Genomic DNA, 15749 nt, shown 5'->3' with positions numbered 1-15749 from the left:
TCTGAATGAACGGGACTCAAATCATGAAGAAAAAAATAAATTTCGGCTTATCGGTAACGGGGAAAGTCGCCGCGGCGCTGACACTGGCGTTTTGGGTGGTGGAGGCCGCGATGGCGGCCGGCATCGTCGCCGGGGGCAACGGCGCGCAGCCGCAAGTGAGCAACGCCGCCAACGGCGCGGCGGTGGTCAATATCGTGGCGCCCAGCGCCGCGGGCCTGTCGCATAACCAGTACCAGGATTTCAACGTCGGCAAACCGGGCGCGGTGTTCAACAACTCCGCCGTTGGCGGGCAGTCGCAATTGGCCGGCCAGCTGGGCGCCAACGCGCTGCTGGGCGGACGCGAAGCCAGCGTGATCTTGAACGAGGTGATCAGCCGCAATCCGTCCTTGCTGTTGGGCAAGCAGGAAGTGTTCGGCAAGGCCGCCGACTATGTGCTGGCCAACCCCAACGGCATCACGTGCAGCGGCTGCGGCTTTATCAACACCCCGCGCGCATCGCTGCTGGTGGGCAACGCCAATATCGAGAACGGGGCCATCGCCTCCCTGCAGGCGGCGATGAACGGCAACGCGCTCACCGTTAACGGCGCCGGTCTGAGCGGCGTCAATGTGTTGGATTTGATCGCGCCGCGCATTGATGTGCGCGGCAATGTGGCCGCGCGCGAGCAGCTTAATGTCCGCGCCGGCTTCAACTTGGTGGATTACCAAGGCAAGGACGCCAAGGTGCTGCGCAGCGACAAGGCGCCTGAGGGCGTGGGCTCGCTGGATAGTGTGTTTCTGGGCGCGATGCAGGCCGGCCGCATCAACATCATCAGCACCGCGGACGGCGCGGGCGTCAATGTGGGCGGCAGCCTGAACGGCGCGCAAGAAGTGTCGGTGGAGGCGCGCCAGGGCAAACTGGCGCTGGAAGGCGCGCAGATCCGCGCCAGCGAAGGCAAGGTGGCTTTGGCCGCGCGGCAGATCGACAGCCGCGGCCGGGCGGAAACCTCCACCACTCAAGATAGCGGTCACGACGAAAGCTGGTTCATCTGGAAAACCGGCGAGACCAATACCGCCAGCAATAGCAGCGACACCCGCATCAAGCGCAGCGTCATCAGCGCGCGCGATGATGTGACGCTTAGCGCCGGCGACGCGGCGACCTTGGCCGCCACCGACATCAGCGGCCGCAATGTGGCGCTTAGCGGCAAGGATCTGACGCTGGATAGCCAAGTAGCAGAAAGCGCGTCCAGCAGCAGCAATCACGCCTGGAAAAATTCTTGGGCGTATAACCGCGACCAGAGTGAAACCAGTCAGCGTCAGGAAGGCGTGCGCATTCGCGCCGAGCAGGATGCCACGCTGATCGCGGCGGCGCCGGCGGCGGACAATCAGGCGGCGGACGGCGCGCAGCCGCGCGGCCAGATCGCCATTCGCGGCGGCAGCGTCAGCGCAGGTCAGGACATCCGTCTGCAGGCCGATGGCGGCGTGCGCCTGAGCGGGGTGGTGGAAACCGATACCCGCAGCGACCGGGGCAACCGCAAGAACGACGGCGCCAGCCTGGAAACGGGTTCTTGGAACAACGCGTCCACCGAACAGCGTCTGGCGCAAAGCCAGCTGCGCGCCGGGCGTGATCTGGATATCCGCGCCCGCGGCGATATCGACGCCAAGGCGGCCAAGCTGGCCGCCGGCCGCGACGCCTCCCTGGACGCGGGCGGCGCGCTCGGCCTGGGCGTGCAGCAGACGACAAACCAGAATAGCCTGCGCAACGACCAGGTTTACTGGGGGGGCATCGGCGGCGGAGGCAACCGCGACAACGGTAAGACCGATACCGTCAACACCGGCAGCGATCTGACCGCCGGCGGCAAGCTGACGCTGCGCGGCGACAGCGTGGCTATCGCCGGCAGCCGCGCCCGCGGCGAGCAGAATGCGGTGGCGGTGAGCCGCAACGGCGACATCAGCATTGATAGCGTGGTCAACCAATCGCAAACCCGCACCGATCAGCGCAGCGGCACCGCTTTCAACATCACCAAGAGCAGCAGCAAGGGCAATGCCAGCCAACAGCAAGCGGTCAACGCCGAGCTGAAGTCCGACACCAATCTGACCATCCAGTCCGCCAAGGACGTGGCGATCAGCGGTAGCCAGGTGCGAGCCGGCGGCGAATTGAACGTAACCGCCAACGGCGACATCAAGGTGGCGGCGTCGCAGACCCGCGACACGGTAGAGAGCAAGGACACCGAGCTGGCGTTGCGCGGCGTTGGCGAAATCACCGGGGACAAGCAGTACCGCGGCGGCGTGCGCATTGAGCACAGCAGCAGCAGCGTGGATCGCGACGCGACCCAGAACCAGGCGGCGACGCTGTCCGGCGACAAGGTGGCGCTCAACGCCCAGGGCGATCTGACGGTGACCGGTTCCAAACTGAACGCCGGCGCCGGCGGCGCGGCCCTCAGCGGTCAGAACGTCAGCCTGAACGCGGCGCAGGACACCGTGAAGGAAAGCAAGAGCAGCAGCGTCACCGGCGGCGGCATCTATATCGACGCCGGCCTGGACAAGACCGGCGTGGCGCTGGGCGTGGACCAGAAGAACAGCCGTAGTCAGTCCGAGAGCAGTACCGCCCAGGTCAGCGCGATCAGTTCCAAGGGCGGCGTCAGCATCGTAGCCGGAAACGGCGACGGCGAAATCCGCAATCAGGGCACCCAGGTGAAGGCTGACGGCGACATCAAGCTGGCCGGCGGCCGCATTGACAACCAGGCGGCCAACAGCACTCAGAAGACCACGACCGACAGCAGCCACTGGGGAGTGGAAGTGGGCGTCAACGCCGATTACGGCGGCGTGACCCGTCCGTTGGTGGCGGCTGGTGAAAAAGTAGCCAAGGGCGATGTGATCGGCGCGGCGGGCGCTGCAGGCGACCTGGGCGCGCCCAATCTGGGCGTGGACCTTGGCGTTAAGGCTGGCGTCGGCACGGAAACCCGCCAGTCCAGCACCGCGCAGGCCAGCAGCCTGAGCGGCGGCAACGTCAAGGTGGACGCCAAGGGCGGGCTCACTGACCAGGGGACCCAGTACCAGGCCGGCAACACCGTGGAGATCAAGGCGGACAGCCATCAGTTCACCGCCGCGGCCAATACCCAGAGCCAGAGCGGCAGCAAGACCGAGGCGGATGTGGGCGTGCGCGTCTACACCACCACCGGCGAGGATGTGAACGTCAAGGCGGCAGGAAGCGGCAGCACGGTGACCAGCGCTTCGTCCAGCTCCACCGCGGTGACCGGCGGCATCCGCGCCGGCAACGGCGTCAAGGTGGAGGTGGACAACAACGCCGCTTATCAGGGCGTGGCCATCGCCGGCGGCAAGGGCGCGGCCAGCGTCAACGCAGGCGGCGACCTGAGTTTCACCCAGGCGAACAACACCACTAGCAGCGAGCAGCGCACCGTGGGCGGCAAGGCCAACCTGGCCATCACCACCAGCCCGATCGAAGGCGGCGGCAAGAATGTCGGCGGCAGCGGCGGGGTGGCGGTGAACGTGGACAAGCAGCAAGCCAACTCCAGTGTCGCCGTGACCGGCGGCGTGGACGCCGATGCCGGCGTGGCATTGACGGCTGGGGGCAAGCTGGCCCTGCAGGGCGACAAGATCACCAGCCGCGGCGACGTGGCGCTGAAGGGTGACAAGGTGGAGTTCAAGGCCGCCGAATCCAGCGCCGACAAATCCGGCAGCCAGTGGGGCTTCGACGTCAAAGCCGGCGGCAGCCAGAGCAACGGTCAAGAGAAGGCAAGCAAGGGCTTCAACGTGGGCGTCGGCGGCAATTACGCCAGCACCGACGAGTCCAGCCGCAGTCAGGCTGGCGGCAGCGTGACCAGCGGCGGCCAAGCCAGCATTGAGGCCGGCAGCGGCGGCGTCCGCCTGAGCGGCACCCAGTTGCAGGGCGACAGCGTCAAACTGGACAGCCAGGGCGATGTCCGCCTGGAGTCGGCGCAGTCCAGCAGCCAGCGCAACAACTGGAGCGTGGCCGGCAATATCGGCGGCGGCAACAAGGCCAGCAGCGATAAGGAAAACGGTCAGATCAAGCCTGACAGCACCAAGAATGTGCATGACGTCAAAGCCGGTCTGGAGGTGAAGGTGGACCAGCAGGACAAGCTGAGCAACGCCAACGCCGCCGTGACCGCCAAGCAGCAAGTGGAGCTGAACGTCGAGGGCAATGCCACCCTGGCCGGCGCCAATGTCAGCGGCAAGACCGTCACCGGCCAGGTGGGCGGCCAACTGGTGCTGGAAAGCCGTCAGGATCGCGACAATAGCGTGAAGGTGGATGTGTCGCTGGGCGCCAACAGCTCCAACGGCAAGGAAGCCAGCCTGGTTGACCAGGCCGCCGACAAAGCCGGCCCGCTGAAGGACAAGGTGAAAGAGAAGGGCACCGAGCTGGTCAACGCCGCGTCCGACAAGGTGAAGGAGAAGTATGAACGCTTCGCCTTCAACAAGGGCCTGAAGGAAGACACCACTAATGCGGTGAGCTTCAACGTCAACAGTGAAACCGTCACCCTGCCCGAGCAGCCGATTTCCGGACCGGCCAAGTCCGGCACGCTGGACACTCTGGCGCGCAAAGGCGGCAATACGCTGAAGGACAAGCTGTTGAATGCCCAGGACAAGGGCACCGAGCTGAAGGCCGATGTGGACGTCAGCGTCAAACGCGACAACTCGGTGGGTACCGTCACCGGTATCGCCGGCGCCGACGGCGTGACGCTGCAAGTGGGCGGAAAGACCCAGCTGACCGGCGCGACCGTTTCGTCCGCCAACGGCAAGGTGGACCTGGGCGAATCCAAAGTGGAAACCACCGATATCGCCACTGAGCGCTACAACGGCGGCGGCGGGGTTAAGCTGAACAGCACGCCGTCCGGCATTCTGAAACAGGCTGTCAGCGATGTGACTTCCGGCAAGGCACCGCTGATCCGCGCCGAGCATCAGAATACGTCGACCGTGGTACAAGGCGGCATTCAGAGCAAGTAAGGCGTTCGATCCAAGCGAAAACCCCCGTCAGGAAACTGGCGGGGGTTTTGTTTTGGGGCTGTTCCCTTAGAACGTGTTTCCGATCTCGCGAGCCAGGGCGAGACAGGGCGAAAACGGCGGAAAAAGCGGAATGTACACACGGCACATGAGCATTTTGAAGACGTTCTCAACGCGGTATCGCCGAAGCGTAGTAGATCGTAAACAGGTTCTCACAGGGGAATGAACTCCGTCTCCCCCGGCACCATCGGAAAGCGCTGCGCAATCCAGTCCGCGCGCGCCTGAGCCAAACGATCGCGGTTGCTGGACACGAAGTTCCAGTCCAGATAACGCGGGCTGGCCGGCGGCGTGCCGCCTAGCAGCATTACCCGGCTGTCGCTGAGCGCGAGCAGTTCGCCGCCTTGACCCGTTCGCAGCAGGCCCAACTGATTGGAGCCCAGCACGGCGCCATCCACGTCCAACTCGCCGGAGGCGACATAGGCGGCTAGTTCGTCCACGCCTTCCGGCAGCGTCAACCGCGCGCCGGCAGGCATGACGGCGCTGGCGTAGAACACCGGCAGCGGATAGGCGACCGGCGAGAGCCGGCCCCAGCCGGCGCCGATCAGCAGATTCAATTCCACCCCGGCCTGGTTCCAGCGCGGCAAATCCTCGGCCGGATAGTGGGCGAAGGCGGGGTCGCATTCTTCCAGTTCGTCCGGCAACGCCAGCCACAGCTGCATGCCTTCCACCGCCACGCCTTGCTGGCGGATGTCGGCCGGCACCCGCTCGGAGTGAGTGATGCCGCTGCCGGCGGTCATCAGATTGACCGCGCCGGGCTCGATGCGCTGCACCGTGCCCAGGCTGTCGCGGTGCATCATCGCGCCGGAGAACAGATAGGTGACGGTGGCCAGGCCGATGTGAGGGTGGGGCCGCACATCGCCAGCGCTGCTTTCGGCGGCGAAATGGGCCGGACCCATGTGATCGAGAAACACGAAGGGGCCGACCCGGCGCGCCTGGCGGGTGGGCAACAGGCGGCGCACCGGAAAGCCGATGTCGCGGTCCAGACTGACGATGGTTTGAGTAAGCAGCGGCATGGCGGCTCCAGGCAATGAGTTGCGTTTAGGGGGTGTTCAAGTCTCGCTCGCGAAACTTTGAACGGGTTCTTAGGACGTGTTTACGATCTCGCGAGCTAAGGTGAGACAAGGCGAAAACAGCTGAGGAAGCGGGGTGTACGCATGGTACATGAGCATTTCGAAGTTGTTTTCAACGCCGTATCACCGACGCGCAGCAGATCGTAAACAGGTTCTTAGAAACGTCCGTCGCGGAAATCAGCTATGGCTTCTTCCACTTGCTCGCGGGTATTCATCACAAACGGCCCCCACTGGGCGATGGGTTCGCCCAAGGGCTTGCCGGCAATCAGCAACAAGCGGCTGTCGATCTCGGCGCGAACGCTGACGCCGTTGCCGCCGTTGCGATTGTCCAGCACCGCCATCTGCCTTGCCTTGACGCCGCGTTGCTGCGCACCGACGGCGACCTCGCCCTGGTAGACGTAGATGAACGCGTTGTGGCCGGAGGGTATCTCCAGCGCCTCTTCGCCTCCGGCGTCAAGATGCAGATCCAGATAGAGCGGTTCGGTGAGCTCCCGCTCCACCGCGCCCGCCTGGCCGCGCCAACGCCCGGCGATCAGCCGCGCCGCGCCGTCGGTCGGGGCTGTTGGAATCTCGGCGGCGGGAATGTCGCGATACCACGGCGCGCACAGCTTGCGTTCCGCCGGCAGGTTCAGCCACAGCTGGAAGCCGTGCATCAGGCCGTCTTCCTGTTCCGGCAGTTCGGAATGGACGATGCCGCGGCCGGCGGTCATCCATTGCACGCCGCCGGGTCCGAGCAGGCCTTCGTTGCCGGCGTTGTCGCGGTGGCGCATGCGGCCTGCCAGCATATAGGTGACGGTTTCGAAGCCCCGGTGCGGATGGCTGGGGAAGCCGGCGATGTAATCGCCGGGATTGTCGGAGCGGAATTCGTCCAGCATCAGGAATGGGTCCAACCGTCGCTGCAGATCGGCGGTGAGCACGCGAAGCAGGCGCACGCCAGCGCCGTCGGTCACCGCTTGGCCGTCGACCAGGCGCTCCGCTTCCCGGCTGATGAAAGAGTGTTGCATGACCATGTCTCCCTGTGGGGCCGGACTCGCGTCCGGCGGTTGGCATGATCGGATTATTACGCGCCGCCATGGCGCTTGATAGCGCAAAGAATTGCGCGCCAGGTTCAAATAATTTGAAGACGGAGCGGCGGGTTTCAGCTCAAGGCGTTCTGCGGGCTTTGGTTGCGCAGGTAGTCTTCCAGGGCGTGGCCGGCGGACAGAATGTGAAAGCGGATGAATTCCGCGGCTTCATCTGCCTTGCCTTGGCGTGACAGCTCCAGCAGTTTGCTGTGTTCCTCGTGCGCCCGTTCCATGGTGCGGGTGAACAAGATCTGCATCCGGGTGTAGCGGTCGGTTTTATTGTGCAGTTGCTCGATCAGCGCCAGCGTGTTTGGCCGCTTGGCGGCTCGGTACAGCGCAAGATGGAAGCGAGAGTTCAATTCGCCCCAGTGGCGCACGTCGTTGTTGCGCAGCGCTTGTTCGAATTCGCGCAGGGTTTGCTGGGCCAGATCGTGATCGGCCTTGGTGTGACAGGGGATGGCGGCTTTGAGAACCGAGCCCTCCAGCATCGCGCGGATTTCCAGCAGCTCCAGCACGTCTTCCAGCGACAACTTGGACACCAGTGCGCCCTTGTGGTCGATGATCTGGATCAGGCCTTCGGCTTCCAGTTGGCGCAGCGCCTCGCGCACCGGCACCCGGCTGACGCCGTATTCATTGGACAGCGCCTCTTGGCGCAGTTGTTGGCCATCGGCGAATTCCCCGGAGAGAATGCGCTGGCGCAAGGATTCGGTTACGGCACTGGTGAGCGTCTGGCGCTTGATCGGCTGCATGGTGGTCATGGTGGTGGGTGTCGTCGTCAGTCAAGCGGTGTCATGCAAATGTATTCGATTATACGGAGCTTGAACTGTCAGACAAGGCCCAAAACTGACCTTATGAGTCGCAAAAATGAAAAAACCCGGCGTTTGGCCGGGTTTTTTTAAGATTTGGGGTGGATGATGGGGCTCGAACCCACGACAACAGGAATCACAATCCTGGACTCTACCAACTGAGCTACATCCACCGCCGAAAGCGGTGAGCCGACGCCATGAGGCGGCAACTTAAAATAGGGTGGGGTGGATGATGGGGCTCGAACCCACGACAACAGGAATCACAATCCTGGACTCTACCAACTGAGCTACATCCACCACTGAAAAACGACTGCATTGTACCACAACTACTTTGGCGCGCCCGACAGGACTCGAACCTGTAACCCCCGGCTTAGAAGGCCGGTGCTCTATCCGGTTGAGCTACGGGCGCTCAGGTCGGGTTTTGCCTCGTCTGGTCGGGGCGGCGGGATTCGAACTCGCGACCCCCTGATCCCAAATCAGGTGCGCTACCAGGCTGCGCTACGCCCCGACGACAGAGACCGCAACTATACGGATGGCGATTTAGGCTGTCAACACCTGTTTGCAATTAAATTGCGGCCGTTCTGGGGCGCAATATTGGCCGCGTGGCGGAGGAGGTGGTAGTTCCCTTTATTTATCTTGATGTTAAGTAAGTTTTGTTGCGCAGCGGCATTTCGGAAGTGGCCGAAAAATGCGAGAATATGCGCCTTCTTTTTCAGCTTCTTTATGGAACCGGCCCATGGCAGCACAACTGATTGACGGCAAAGCGGTAGCGGAAAAACTGATCGCCCAGGTGGGCGAGGGCGTGCAGGCGCGCCTGGCCGCGGGCAAGCGCGCCCCGGCGCTGGCGGTGATTCTGGTGGGCGAGGACCCGGCGTCCGCGGTGTACGTGGGCAGCAAGAAGCGCTCCTGCGAGAAAGCCGGCATCCGTTCCTTGGCCTACGACTTGCCGGCCGGCACCAGCCAACAGGAACTGCTGGATATCATCGATCGCTTGAACGCCGACGCGGATGTCGACGGTATTCTGGTGCAGCTGCCGCTGCCCAAGCAGATTGATCCGCAGGCGGTGATCGAGCGCATCGATCCTAAAAAGGATGTTGACGGCTTCCATCCCTACAATATGGGCCGGCTGGCGATCAAGATGCCCTTGCTGCGGCCGTGCACTCCTCGCGGCGTGATGACGCTGCTGGAAGAGTACGGCATTGATCCCAAGGGCAAGAAGGCGGTGATCGTCGGCGCCTCCAATATCGTTGGCCGTCCCCAAGCCTTGGAAATGCTGCTGGCGCGCGCCACGGTGACGGTGTGTCACAGTGCCACCGCCGATCTGGCCGCTGAAGTGGCCGCGGCCGACATCGTTGTGGCGGCGGTGGGCATTCCTAACTTCGTCAAGGGCGAATGGATCAAGCCGGGCGCGGTGGTGATCGACGTGGGCATCAACCGGCTGGACAGCGGCAAGCTGTGCGGCGACGTGGAATTCTCCTCGGCGGCCGAACGCGCCGGCTTCATCACCCCGGTGCCGGGCGGCGTGGGGCCGATGACGGTGGCCACCTTGCTGCAAAACACCTTGGATTCCGCCAATATGCATGCTTGAACGGCGCGTTCGTTCAGCCGAAAACGCCGTCGCCGCAGCCGTGGCGGCGGCGTTTTTGTTTTATCGGCGTGCTTGATGGCAAATGCTTGCAAACAAAGCGAGACGATGGCGGCCCGGCTATCGTAAAATCGACGGTTTTAGTTCGTAGTAAGCAGAATCCGATCATGAGTCAAGACAAGCAGTCGGCCACGCTGTTGATCAGCGCGCCGGACAAGAAGGGCCTAGTGGCGGCGATCGCCAATTTCCTGATGACCTACAACGCCAACATCATGCACGCGGACCAGCATCAGGACACCAGCGAAAACCTGTTCCTGATGCGGGTGCAGTGGGATGTGAACGGTTTCACCCTGCCGATGGAGAATTTCGCCGCCGCCTTCCAGCCGATTGCCGACGAGCACGCGATGAACTGGAAAGTATCGCTGTCCACCCGCAAGCCGCGGATGGCCATCTTCGTGTCGCAGTACGAGCACTGTCTGGTGGACCTGATGCACCGCTGGCGCATCGGCGAACTGGACTGCGAGATTCCACTGGTGATTTCCAACCACGAAACCTGCCGCAGGCTGGTGGAGTTCAACGGCATCCCTTTCCATGTGATCAAGGTCACCAAGGACAATAAGGCCGAGGCCGAGGCCGAGCAGTTCCGCTTGCTGGAAGAGGCCGGCGTGGACTTCATCGTGCTGGCTCGTTATATGCAGATTCTGTCGCACAAGTTCGTCGAGCGGTATCCGGACCGGGTGATCAACATCCATCACAGTTTCCTGCCCGCCTTCGACGGAGCCAAGCCCTACCACCGCGCTTTTGCGCGCGGGGTCAAGCTGATCGGCGCCACCAGCCACTATGTGACCGAGGATCTGGACGAAGGCCCGATCATTGAGCAGGAAGTCACCCGCATTTCTCATCGCGACGAGGTGGACGACTTGATCCAGAAAGGCCGCGATCTGGAGAAGGTGGTGCTGTCGCGCGCCGTGCGCTGGCATATGGATAACCGCGTGCTGTCCTATAACAACAAGACGGTAGTCTTTGACTGAGAGCGGACATGCGCCTGCTGATTGACGATGTGGTGGATTTGCTTCGCTTCCGGGTCAAGCCCCTGGACGAGTATCAGTATCCGCGCTGGCAGACCCTGCTGTTTCTGATCGCGCTGGGCCTGGTGGCCAGCGCGGACACGGCCGAGCTGGGCAACAACCTGACCGGGCGCATGCTGTTCATGGTGCTGTTCACCTTGGCGGAAACCCTGTGTTTCGCCAGCTTCATCGGTTTATGGCTGCGTTTTGCCAAATGGGACGGTCATGGCTCGCTGTTCGGCCTGGTGGCGGTGGCCAGCGGTCTGCAGTTCATTGAACCGCTGACCAGCTGGTTGCCGGACGACGCGGCGCTGGCGGTCAACGCGGTGCTGTCCATCTTCGGCATCCTGGTGCTGGTCAACGCGCTGGCCGTGGTGTCCGGCATTCATCGGCTGCGGGTGGCGTTGGGCGTATTGTTGTTCGCGCCGGTGGCCATGGTACTGCTGGCCGGGGCTTTGTCGCTGGGTTCTGCGGCGGGCTGGGTGGATTTGCCTGCCGGCGTGGCCGACACCGCGCGCGGAGTAGAGGGCTCGGCGCCTACAACCGACATCTGAATCTGAAAGATGGCTTGGAAAAGCAACAGGACATGCCTTGGCATGTCCTGTTTTGCATGGCGCGATGCGTTCAGGCGGTTCAATCCACCTTGGCGATATAGCGGGCCAGCCCCAGCAGCGCGCGCAGCGCGTCGCCCTTGGCGGTGACCTCGCCGCGTAGCCGAGCGTAGCGGCGCAGGATGGCGCGGCCTTCGATGAACAAATCCATATCGGTGTCCGGCGACGATACCAGCGCGATGCGTTCGATCTCTCCCTGCGGGCGCGGCTGGCCCTGCGCAATGCAGAGGTAAACCTTGTGCGCGTTGAACGGGGTGATGTGATCGAACAGGTACAGCATGGAGTTGATGCGCAAGCCGGTTTCTTCCCGCACTTCACGGATCAGCGCCTGGGAGCGCAGTTCGCCGCGGGCGGCCTTGCCGCCAGGAAGATTGTAGCGGCCGCCTTTGGCCGCAGTGACCAGCACGCCATCGGGTAGTTCGATAATGGCGGTTGCGCGCCTGGCCAAGTCCGCGGGCAGGCGCTCGTTTCTTTTTTCTTCCAAAACACTCATTCTTCAAAAAAAATTAGTTAGGGCCACTATCGAGAGTGGCCCTGGATCTTATTTATCCGATTCTAAAGCACTAGACCGATCAGTCCAATAAGCTGTGCTCATAATTTGTTCAAATATATGATCAGAATGCAATTTTTTGCAATAGTATTCGTTTTGGAAAACAGGATTGAAGTATTTGGCGCGTGCTTGCTATCTTGCTGCTTAAGTGGAGGCAAGCCGCACTCGGTGAGCCACGTATTGCGGTATCGCTACAGCGCAACAGATCGTAAACAGGCTCTTAAATCAGCTTGATCAGCAGGCCGCCCAGACCCACCAGTAGGCAGTAGTAGCCAAATGGCCGCAAGGATTCGATCTCGCTTTTTTTGAAATAGCGCATCAAAAAAGCCGTGCTGGCGTAAGCGCATGCGCCGGACAACAGGCCGCAGCCCAGCAGCAGCCCCGCCGAAGCTTGGCTGTGCGCCAGTTTGGGCACTTCCAGCACGCCGGCGGCGGCGATGATGGGGGTGGCCAGCAGAAAAGAGAAGCGCGCGGACGAGGCGTAATCCAGGCCGTGAGCGAGGCCGGCCACCAGGGTGGCGCCCGAGCGGGAGAAGCCGGGCAGCAACGCCAGGGCTTGTCCGGCTCCGATCTTGATGGCGCCGGACAAGCTCAGCTTGTCCAGGTCAAGGTGGGATTGTTTCCGTTTCAGGCGATCTCCCCACAGCAGAAGCAGGCCGTTCAGGCTGAGGAAGATCAGCACCGCGGTGGCGCTGGCGAACAGCGCGCGTAGTTGTTTCTCCAACAGCAGGCCCAGCAGGCCGGCGGGAATGGTGCCCGCGATCAACAGCCACATGAGCCGGGCTTCCGGGTTGTTGGCTTTGCCTCCGGCCTTGAGGAAGCCGCCTATCAACCTCAGCCAATCGCGGCGGAAATAGAGCAGCAGAGCGGCGGCGGTGCCCAAATGCAGTACCACCATGAAGGGCAGAAAGTCCGGGCTTGTGCGGTTGATGGACCAGTGCAGCCAGTCTGGAATCAGCACGCCGTGCCCCAGGCTGCTGATGGGAAAAAGTTCGCTGACGCCTTGGATGATGGCGAACAGCAGGGCTTCGATAGGGTTCATGACGGGTCCTGTGGCGGTGGGTGAGCGGCTAGAGCCGGCCTGCTTATCAACGTAGCCGCCGCGGACTGGTTGACCGGATCCGAACCTGTCCAAAGCCTACAAGGCCTTGCCTCGCTCTTGCGCGCGACTTTGAACGGGCTCTCAGTGCTGCTGCCGGCGCTCCAGTTCCTGCTCCTCTTCCTCCAGACGCCGGCGGATGGCGGCGAAGAAGCGGTGAATGCCATGCACGGATTCTGACAGTGCGGACAGGCACTGCTCGCGTTGCGTCGGCGTCAGCGCGGGAACTTGCACTTCCGGGTCCGGATTGCGTTCGAAAGCCAGGGTCAGGATGGGCTCCAACAGCGGCGCGTGTTCCGGGTCATCGAACAGCAGGCCCCAGTCCTCGTTCAGCAACTGCATGCCTTCGGAGAAGCCCTCGGCCCAATCATTGCCGTGCAGCTCGCCGGCGGCATCCTGTTCCAGCCAGGGTTGGAAGGCGTCGTTCTCGCGCAGCGCGGCGGAGATGTCCAGCCAATGCCCCATCAATAGCTTGGCGAACTGTTCCAGCGCTTTGTCGCTGGGAAAGGCGGAGTCGTCGTCGAAGGCTTCGCCGATGATGATGGGCAGGCATTCGGTTGGCTTGATTGGTTCCGGACCGCTGAGCAGGGCGGCGAAAAAGCCGTCCAGGCGTTCCAGATTCATGCCCTGCTGCGGCAGAAAGCGGTTCAAGATGGCGGCCAGGCGTTGGTAGTCGGCGTCGGAAAGCGGGGTATGGCTCATGGCGGACCAGGGCTAGGGGGAAAAAGCCCATTATCCGCCATCTGGCGGCGAAGCGCATCGCCAGCCGCGCGGCGCTTTACAATCGCGATGCGGAGGGCTTGACGGCTCTGTTACAATTGTTCTTTTTTGACCCAACCTCTAATAGGTTTCCATCATGTTGACCGTGTATAACACCCTGACCCGCCAGAAAGAAGAGTTCAAACCCATCGAGCCCGGCAAGGTGTGTATGTACGTGTGCGGCATGACGGTGTACGACCTCTGTCATATAGGTCATGCGCGCATGCTGACGGCCTTCGACGTGATCTACCGCTGGCTGAACGCGTCCGGCTACGACGTCACTTACGTGCGCAACATCACCGATATCGAGGACAAAATCATCAAGCGCGCCGCCGAGCGCGGCATTCTGCCGCAGCAACTGGTGGAAGAGACCATCGCCGAGATGCATCAGGACGCCGCGGCGCTGGGCCTGTTGCCGCCCACCTTCGAACCGCGCGCCACCCATCACGTGCCGGGCATGGTGGCCTTGATTGAAAAGCTGATCGCCAACGGCAAGGCCTACGCCGCCGACAACGGCGACGTGTATTACGCTGTGCGCGAGTTCGAGGGCTACGGCAAACTGTCCGGCCGCACCCTGGACAAGCTGCGCGCCGGCGAGCGAGTGGATGTGGACCCGCACAAGCGCGACCCGCTGGACTTCGTGCTGTGGAAGGCCGCCAAGCCGGGCGAGCCGTCCTGGGAGAGCCCGTGGGGGCCGGGGCGTCCGGGTTGGCACATCGAGTGCTCGGTGATGAGCTGCCACCATCTGGGCGAGCATTTCGACATCCACGGCGGCGGCGAGGACCTGCAGTTCCCGCACCATGAGAACGAAATCGCCCAGTCCGAGGGCGCTCACGGTCATCAGTACGTCAATTACTGGCTGCACAACGGCTTCATCAACGTCGACGGCGAGAAAATGTCCAAATCGCTGGGCAACTTCTTCACCATTCGCGACGTGCTGGGCCATTTCGACGGCGAGGTGATCCGCTTCTTCATCGTGCGCAGCCATTACCGCAGCCCGGTGAACTACACCGATAGCATTCTCGCAGATGCCAAACATGGGCTGACAAAGCTTTACCTTGCTTTGTCTAAGGTCGGTCGGATTTATAACGAGGGTGTTGTCAAAAAACTATCCCATACGTGGAAAATTCAAGAGTTATTGACGGAGGTTGATTGCTTTGGATTGGATGCTGAGCCAAAGGCCCTTAGTGATTTGGTAGGACGGCGTGGTGATGGTAATGAGACTGTTTCTCTGCCTGCACGAGAGCATATGAAAGAGTATGTTCAACGGTTTATTAAGGCTATGGATGATGATTTCAATACATCCAATGCAGTGGCAGTTTTGTTTGAATGCGCCTCTAAAGTGTTTAGTTCGCAGGGGCGTACTCAAGCCGAGTGGGGTTATGTATTGTGCCGTTTGGGTTTGGTTTTGGGCTTGCTGCAGCGCGACCCGGAAGATTTCCTCAAGGGCGGCGTCAGCGCCGGCGAGTTGACGGCCGAGGAGGTGGAGGCGTTGATCCAGGCGCGCAAGGACGCGCGCGCGGCCAAAAACTGGGCCGAATCCGACCGTATCCGCGATGAATTGATCGCCAAGGGCATTGTGCTGGAGGACGGCGCGCAGGGTACCATCTGGCGTCGCGCCTGAGTGGTCGCCGCCGTGGTTGACAGTGGATTTGGCACTTGTCAAGCGGCGGCAAAGCGCGGATAATCGATAGTTTCGCAAGCAGTACAGGCAAATCCCCTGTACCCGATTTGAAAGGAAGACACATGAAAACCGATATTCACCCGAATTACAAAGATCTGACCGTTACCTGCTCCTGCGGTAGCCAGTTCGTGACCAAGTCGACCATGTCCAAGGACGCGTTCGGCATTGAAGTTTGCTCCAACTGCCACCCGTTCTACACCGGCAAGCAGAAGATCGTCGACACCGCCGGTCGCGTTGACAAGTTCAACCAAAAGTTCGGCGGCTTCTTCAAGCGCTAAGCGCGGAGCGAGTTGGACACCCAGAAAAAGGCAGCCCAGGCTGCCTTTTTTCTATAAGAGTCTGTTGACGGTCTAGCGAGCAAGAGCGAGACAAGGCGAAAACGACTGAGAAAGCGGAATGTACACACGGTACATGAGCATTTCGAAGGCGTTTTCAA

12 protein-coding genes and 4 tRNA genes are annotated in these 15749 nt (G+C 62.0%); 6 read left to right on the top strand and 10 right to left on the bottom strand.

Features of this window, described 5'->3' with window-relative positions; genetic code table 11:
- The first annotated feature begins 23 nt into the window (after nt 1–23).
- Nucleotides 24–4961 (top strand): hemagglutinin repeat-containing protein, encoded by a 4938-nt coding sequence (locus DXT74_RS19630; protein WP_194426824.1) that lies wholly within the window; start codon nt 24–26, stop codon nt 4959–4961.
- A 209-nt stretch (nt 4962–5170) separates the two neighbouring features.
- Here DXT74_RS19630 and DXT74_RS19625 read toward each other — a convergent pair whose 3' ends face one another.
- The 7 genes from DXT74_RS19625 to DXT74_RS19595 all read right to left on the bottom strand — a co-directional run bounded on the left by DXT74_RS19625 (nt 5171) and on the right by DXT74_RS19595 (nt 8466).
- A complete protein-coding gene (locus tag DXT74_RS19625; protein WP_194426823.1) occupies nt 5171–6031 on the bottom strand; it encodes a pirin family protein in 861 nt (286 codons plus the stop codon).
- 212 nt (nt 6032–6243) lie between these two features.
- Nucleotides 6244–7092: a pirin family protein gene (locus DXT74_RS19620; protein WP_194426822.1), complete on the bottom strand. Its 849-nt coding sequence runs from the start codon at nt 7090–7092 to the stop codon at nt 6244–6246.
- Nucleotides 7093–7226: 134 nt separating this feature from the next.
- On the bottom strand, nt 7227–7910 hold the full coding sequence (locus DXT74_RS19615) for a GntR family transcriptional regulator (protein ID WP_043593865.1): 684 nt from the start codon (nt 7908–7910) through the stop codon (nt 7227–7229).
- Nucleotides 7911–8055: 145 nt separating this feature from the next.
- A tRNA-His gene (locus DXT74_RS19610) sits at nt 8056–8131 on the bottom strand.
- 48 nt (nt 8132–8179) lie between these two features.
- Nucleotides 8180–8255 (bottom strand) — tRNA-His (locus DXT74_RS19605).
- Nucleotides 8256–8290: 35 nt separating this feature from the next.
- A tRNA-Arg gene (locus DXT74_RS19600) sits at nt 8291–8367 on the bottom strand.
- A 22-nt stretch (nt 8368–8389) separates the two neighbouring features.
- Nucleotides 8390–8466, bottom strand: a tRNA-Pro gene (locus DXT74_RS19595).
- 228 nt (nt 8467–8694) lie between these two features.
- On the opposite strand from DXT74_RS19595, the gene folD reads away from it, so the two are divergent.
- The 3 genes from folD (at nt 8695) to DXT74_RS19580 (ending at nt 11164) form a co-directional block, all read left to right on the top strand.
- On the top strand, nt 8695–9546 hold the full coding sequence (gene folD, locus DXT74_RS19590; RefSeq protein WP_043634333.1) for a bifunctional methylenetetrahydrofolate dehydrogenase/methenyltetrahydrofolate cyclohydrolase FolD: 852 nt from the start codon (nt 8695–8697) through the stop codon (nt 9544–9546).
- Between the two features lie 164 nt (nt 9547–9710).
- Nucleotides 9711–10574 (top strand): formyltetrahydrofolate deformylase, encoded by an 864-nt coding sequence (gene purU, locus DXT74_RS19585; protein ID WP_019100234.1) that lies wholly within the window; start codon nt 9711–9713, stop codon nt 10572–10574.
- 8 nt (nt 10575–10582) lie between these two features.
- Complete coding sequence (locus tag DXT74_RS19580; protein ID WP_194426821.1) at nt 10583–11164, top strand: hypothetical protein; 582 nt, start codon at nt 10583–10585, stop codon at nt 11162–11164.
- A 79-nt stretch (nt 11165–11243) separates the two neighbouring features.
- Here DXT74_RS19580 and DXT74_RS19575 read toward each other — a convergent pair whose 3' ends face one another.
- The 3 genes from DXT74_RS19575 to DXT74_RS19565 all read right to left on the bottom strand — a co-directional run bounded on the left by DXT74_RS19575 (nt 11244) and on the right by DXT74_RS19565 (nt 13572).
- A complete protein-coding gene (locus tag DXT74_RS19575; protein ID WP_048414591.1) occupies nt 11244–11714 on the bottom strand; it encodes an NUDIX hydrolase in 471 nt (156 codons plus the stop codon).
- A gap of 277 nt (nt 11715–11991) precedes the next feature.
- Nucleotides 11992–12813 (bottom strand): undecaprenyl-diphosphate phosphatase, encoded by an 822-nt coding sequence (locus DXT74_RS19570; RefSeq protein ID WP_081556040.1) that lies wholly within the window; start codon nt 12811–12813, stop codon nt 11992–11994.
- Between the two features lie 141 nt (nt 12814–12954).
- Complete coding sequence (locus DXT74_RS19565) at nt 12955–13572, bottom strand: UPF0149 family protein (RefSeq protein WP_052370376.1); 618 nt, start codon at nt 13570–13572, stop codon at nt 12955–12957.
- A gap of 154 nt (nt 13573–13726) precedes the next feature.
- Here DXT74_RS19565 and cysS point away from each other — a divergent pair, with 154 nt between their 5' ends.
- Nucleotides 13727–15253: a cysteine--tRNA ligase gene (gene cysS / locus DXT74_RS19560; protein WP_194426820.1), complete on the top strand. Its 1527-nt coding sequence runs from the start codon at nt 13727–13729 to the stop codon at nt 15251–15253.
- 122 nt (nt 15254–15375) lie between these two features.
- Nucleotides 15376–15591: a 50S ribosomal protein L31 gene (rpmE, locus tag DXT74_RS19555; RefSeq protein WP_043634312.1), complete on the top strand. Its 216-nt coding sequence runs from the start codon at nt 15376–15378 to the stop codon at nt 15589–15591.
- The last annotated feature ends 158 nt before the right edge of the window (nt 15592–15749 follow it).

It is taken from the genome of Chromobacterium sp. Rain0013, from assembly GCF_015291765.1.
Lineage (GTDB): Bacteria > Pseudomonadota > Gammaproteobacteria > Burkholderiales > Chromobacteriaceae > Chromobacterium > Chromobacterium haemolyticum.
This window is presented reverse-complemented; position numbering and strand designations above follow the sequence as displayed.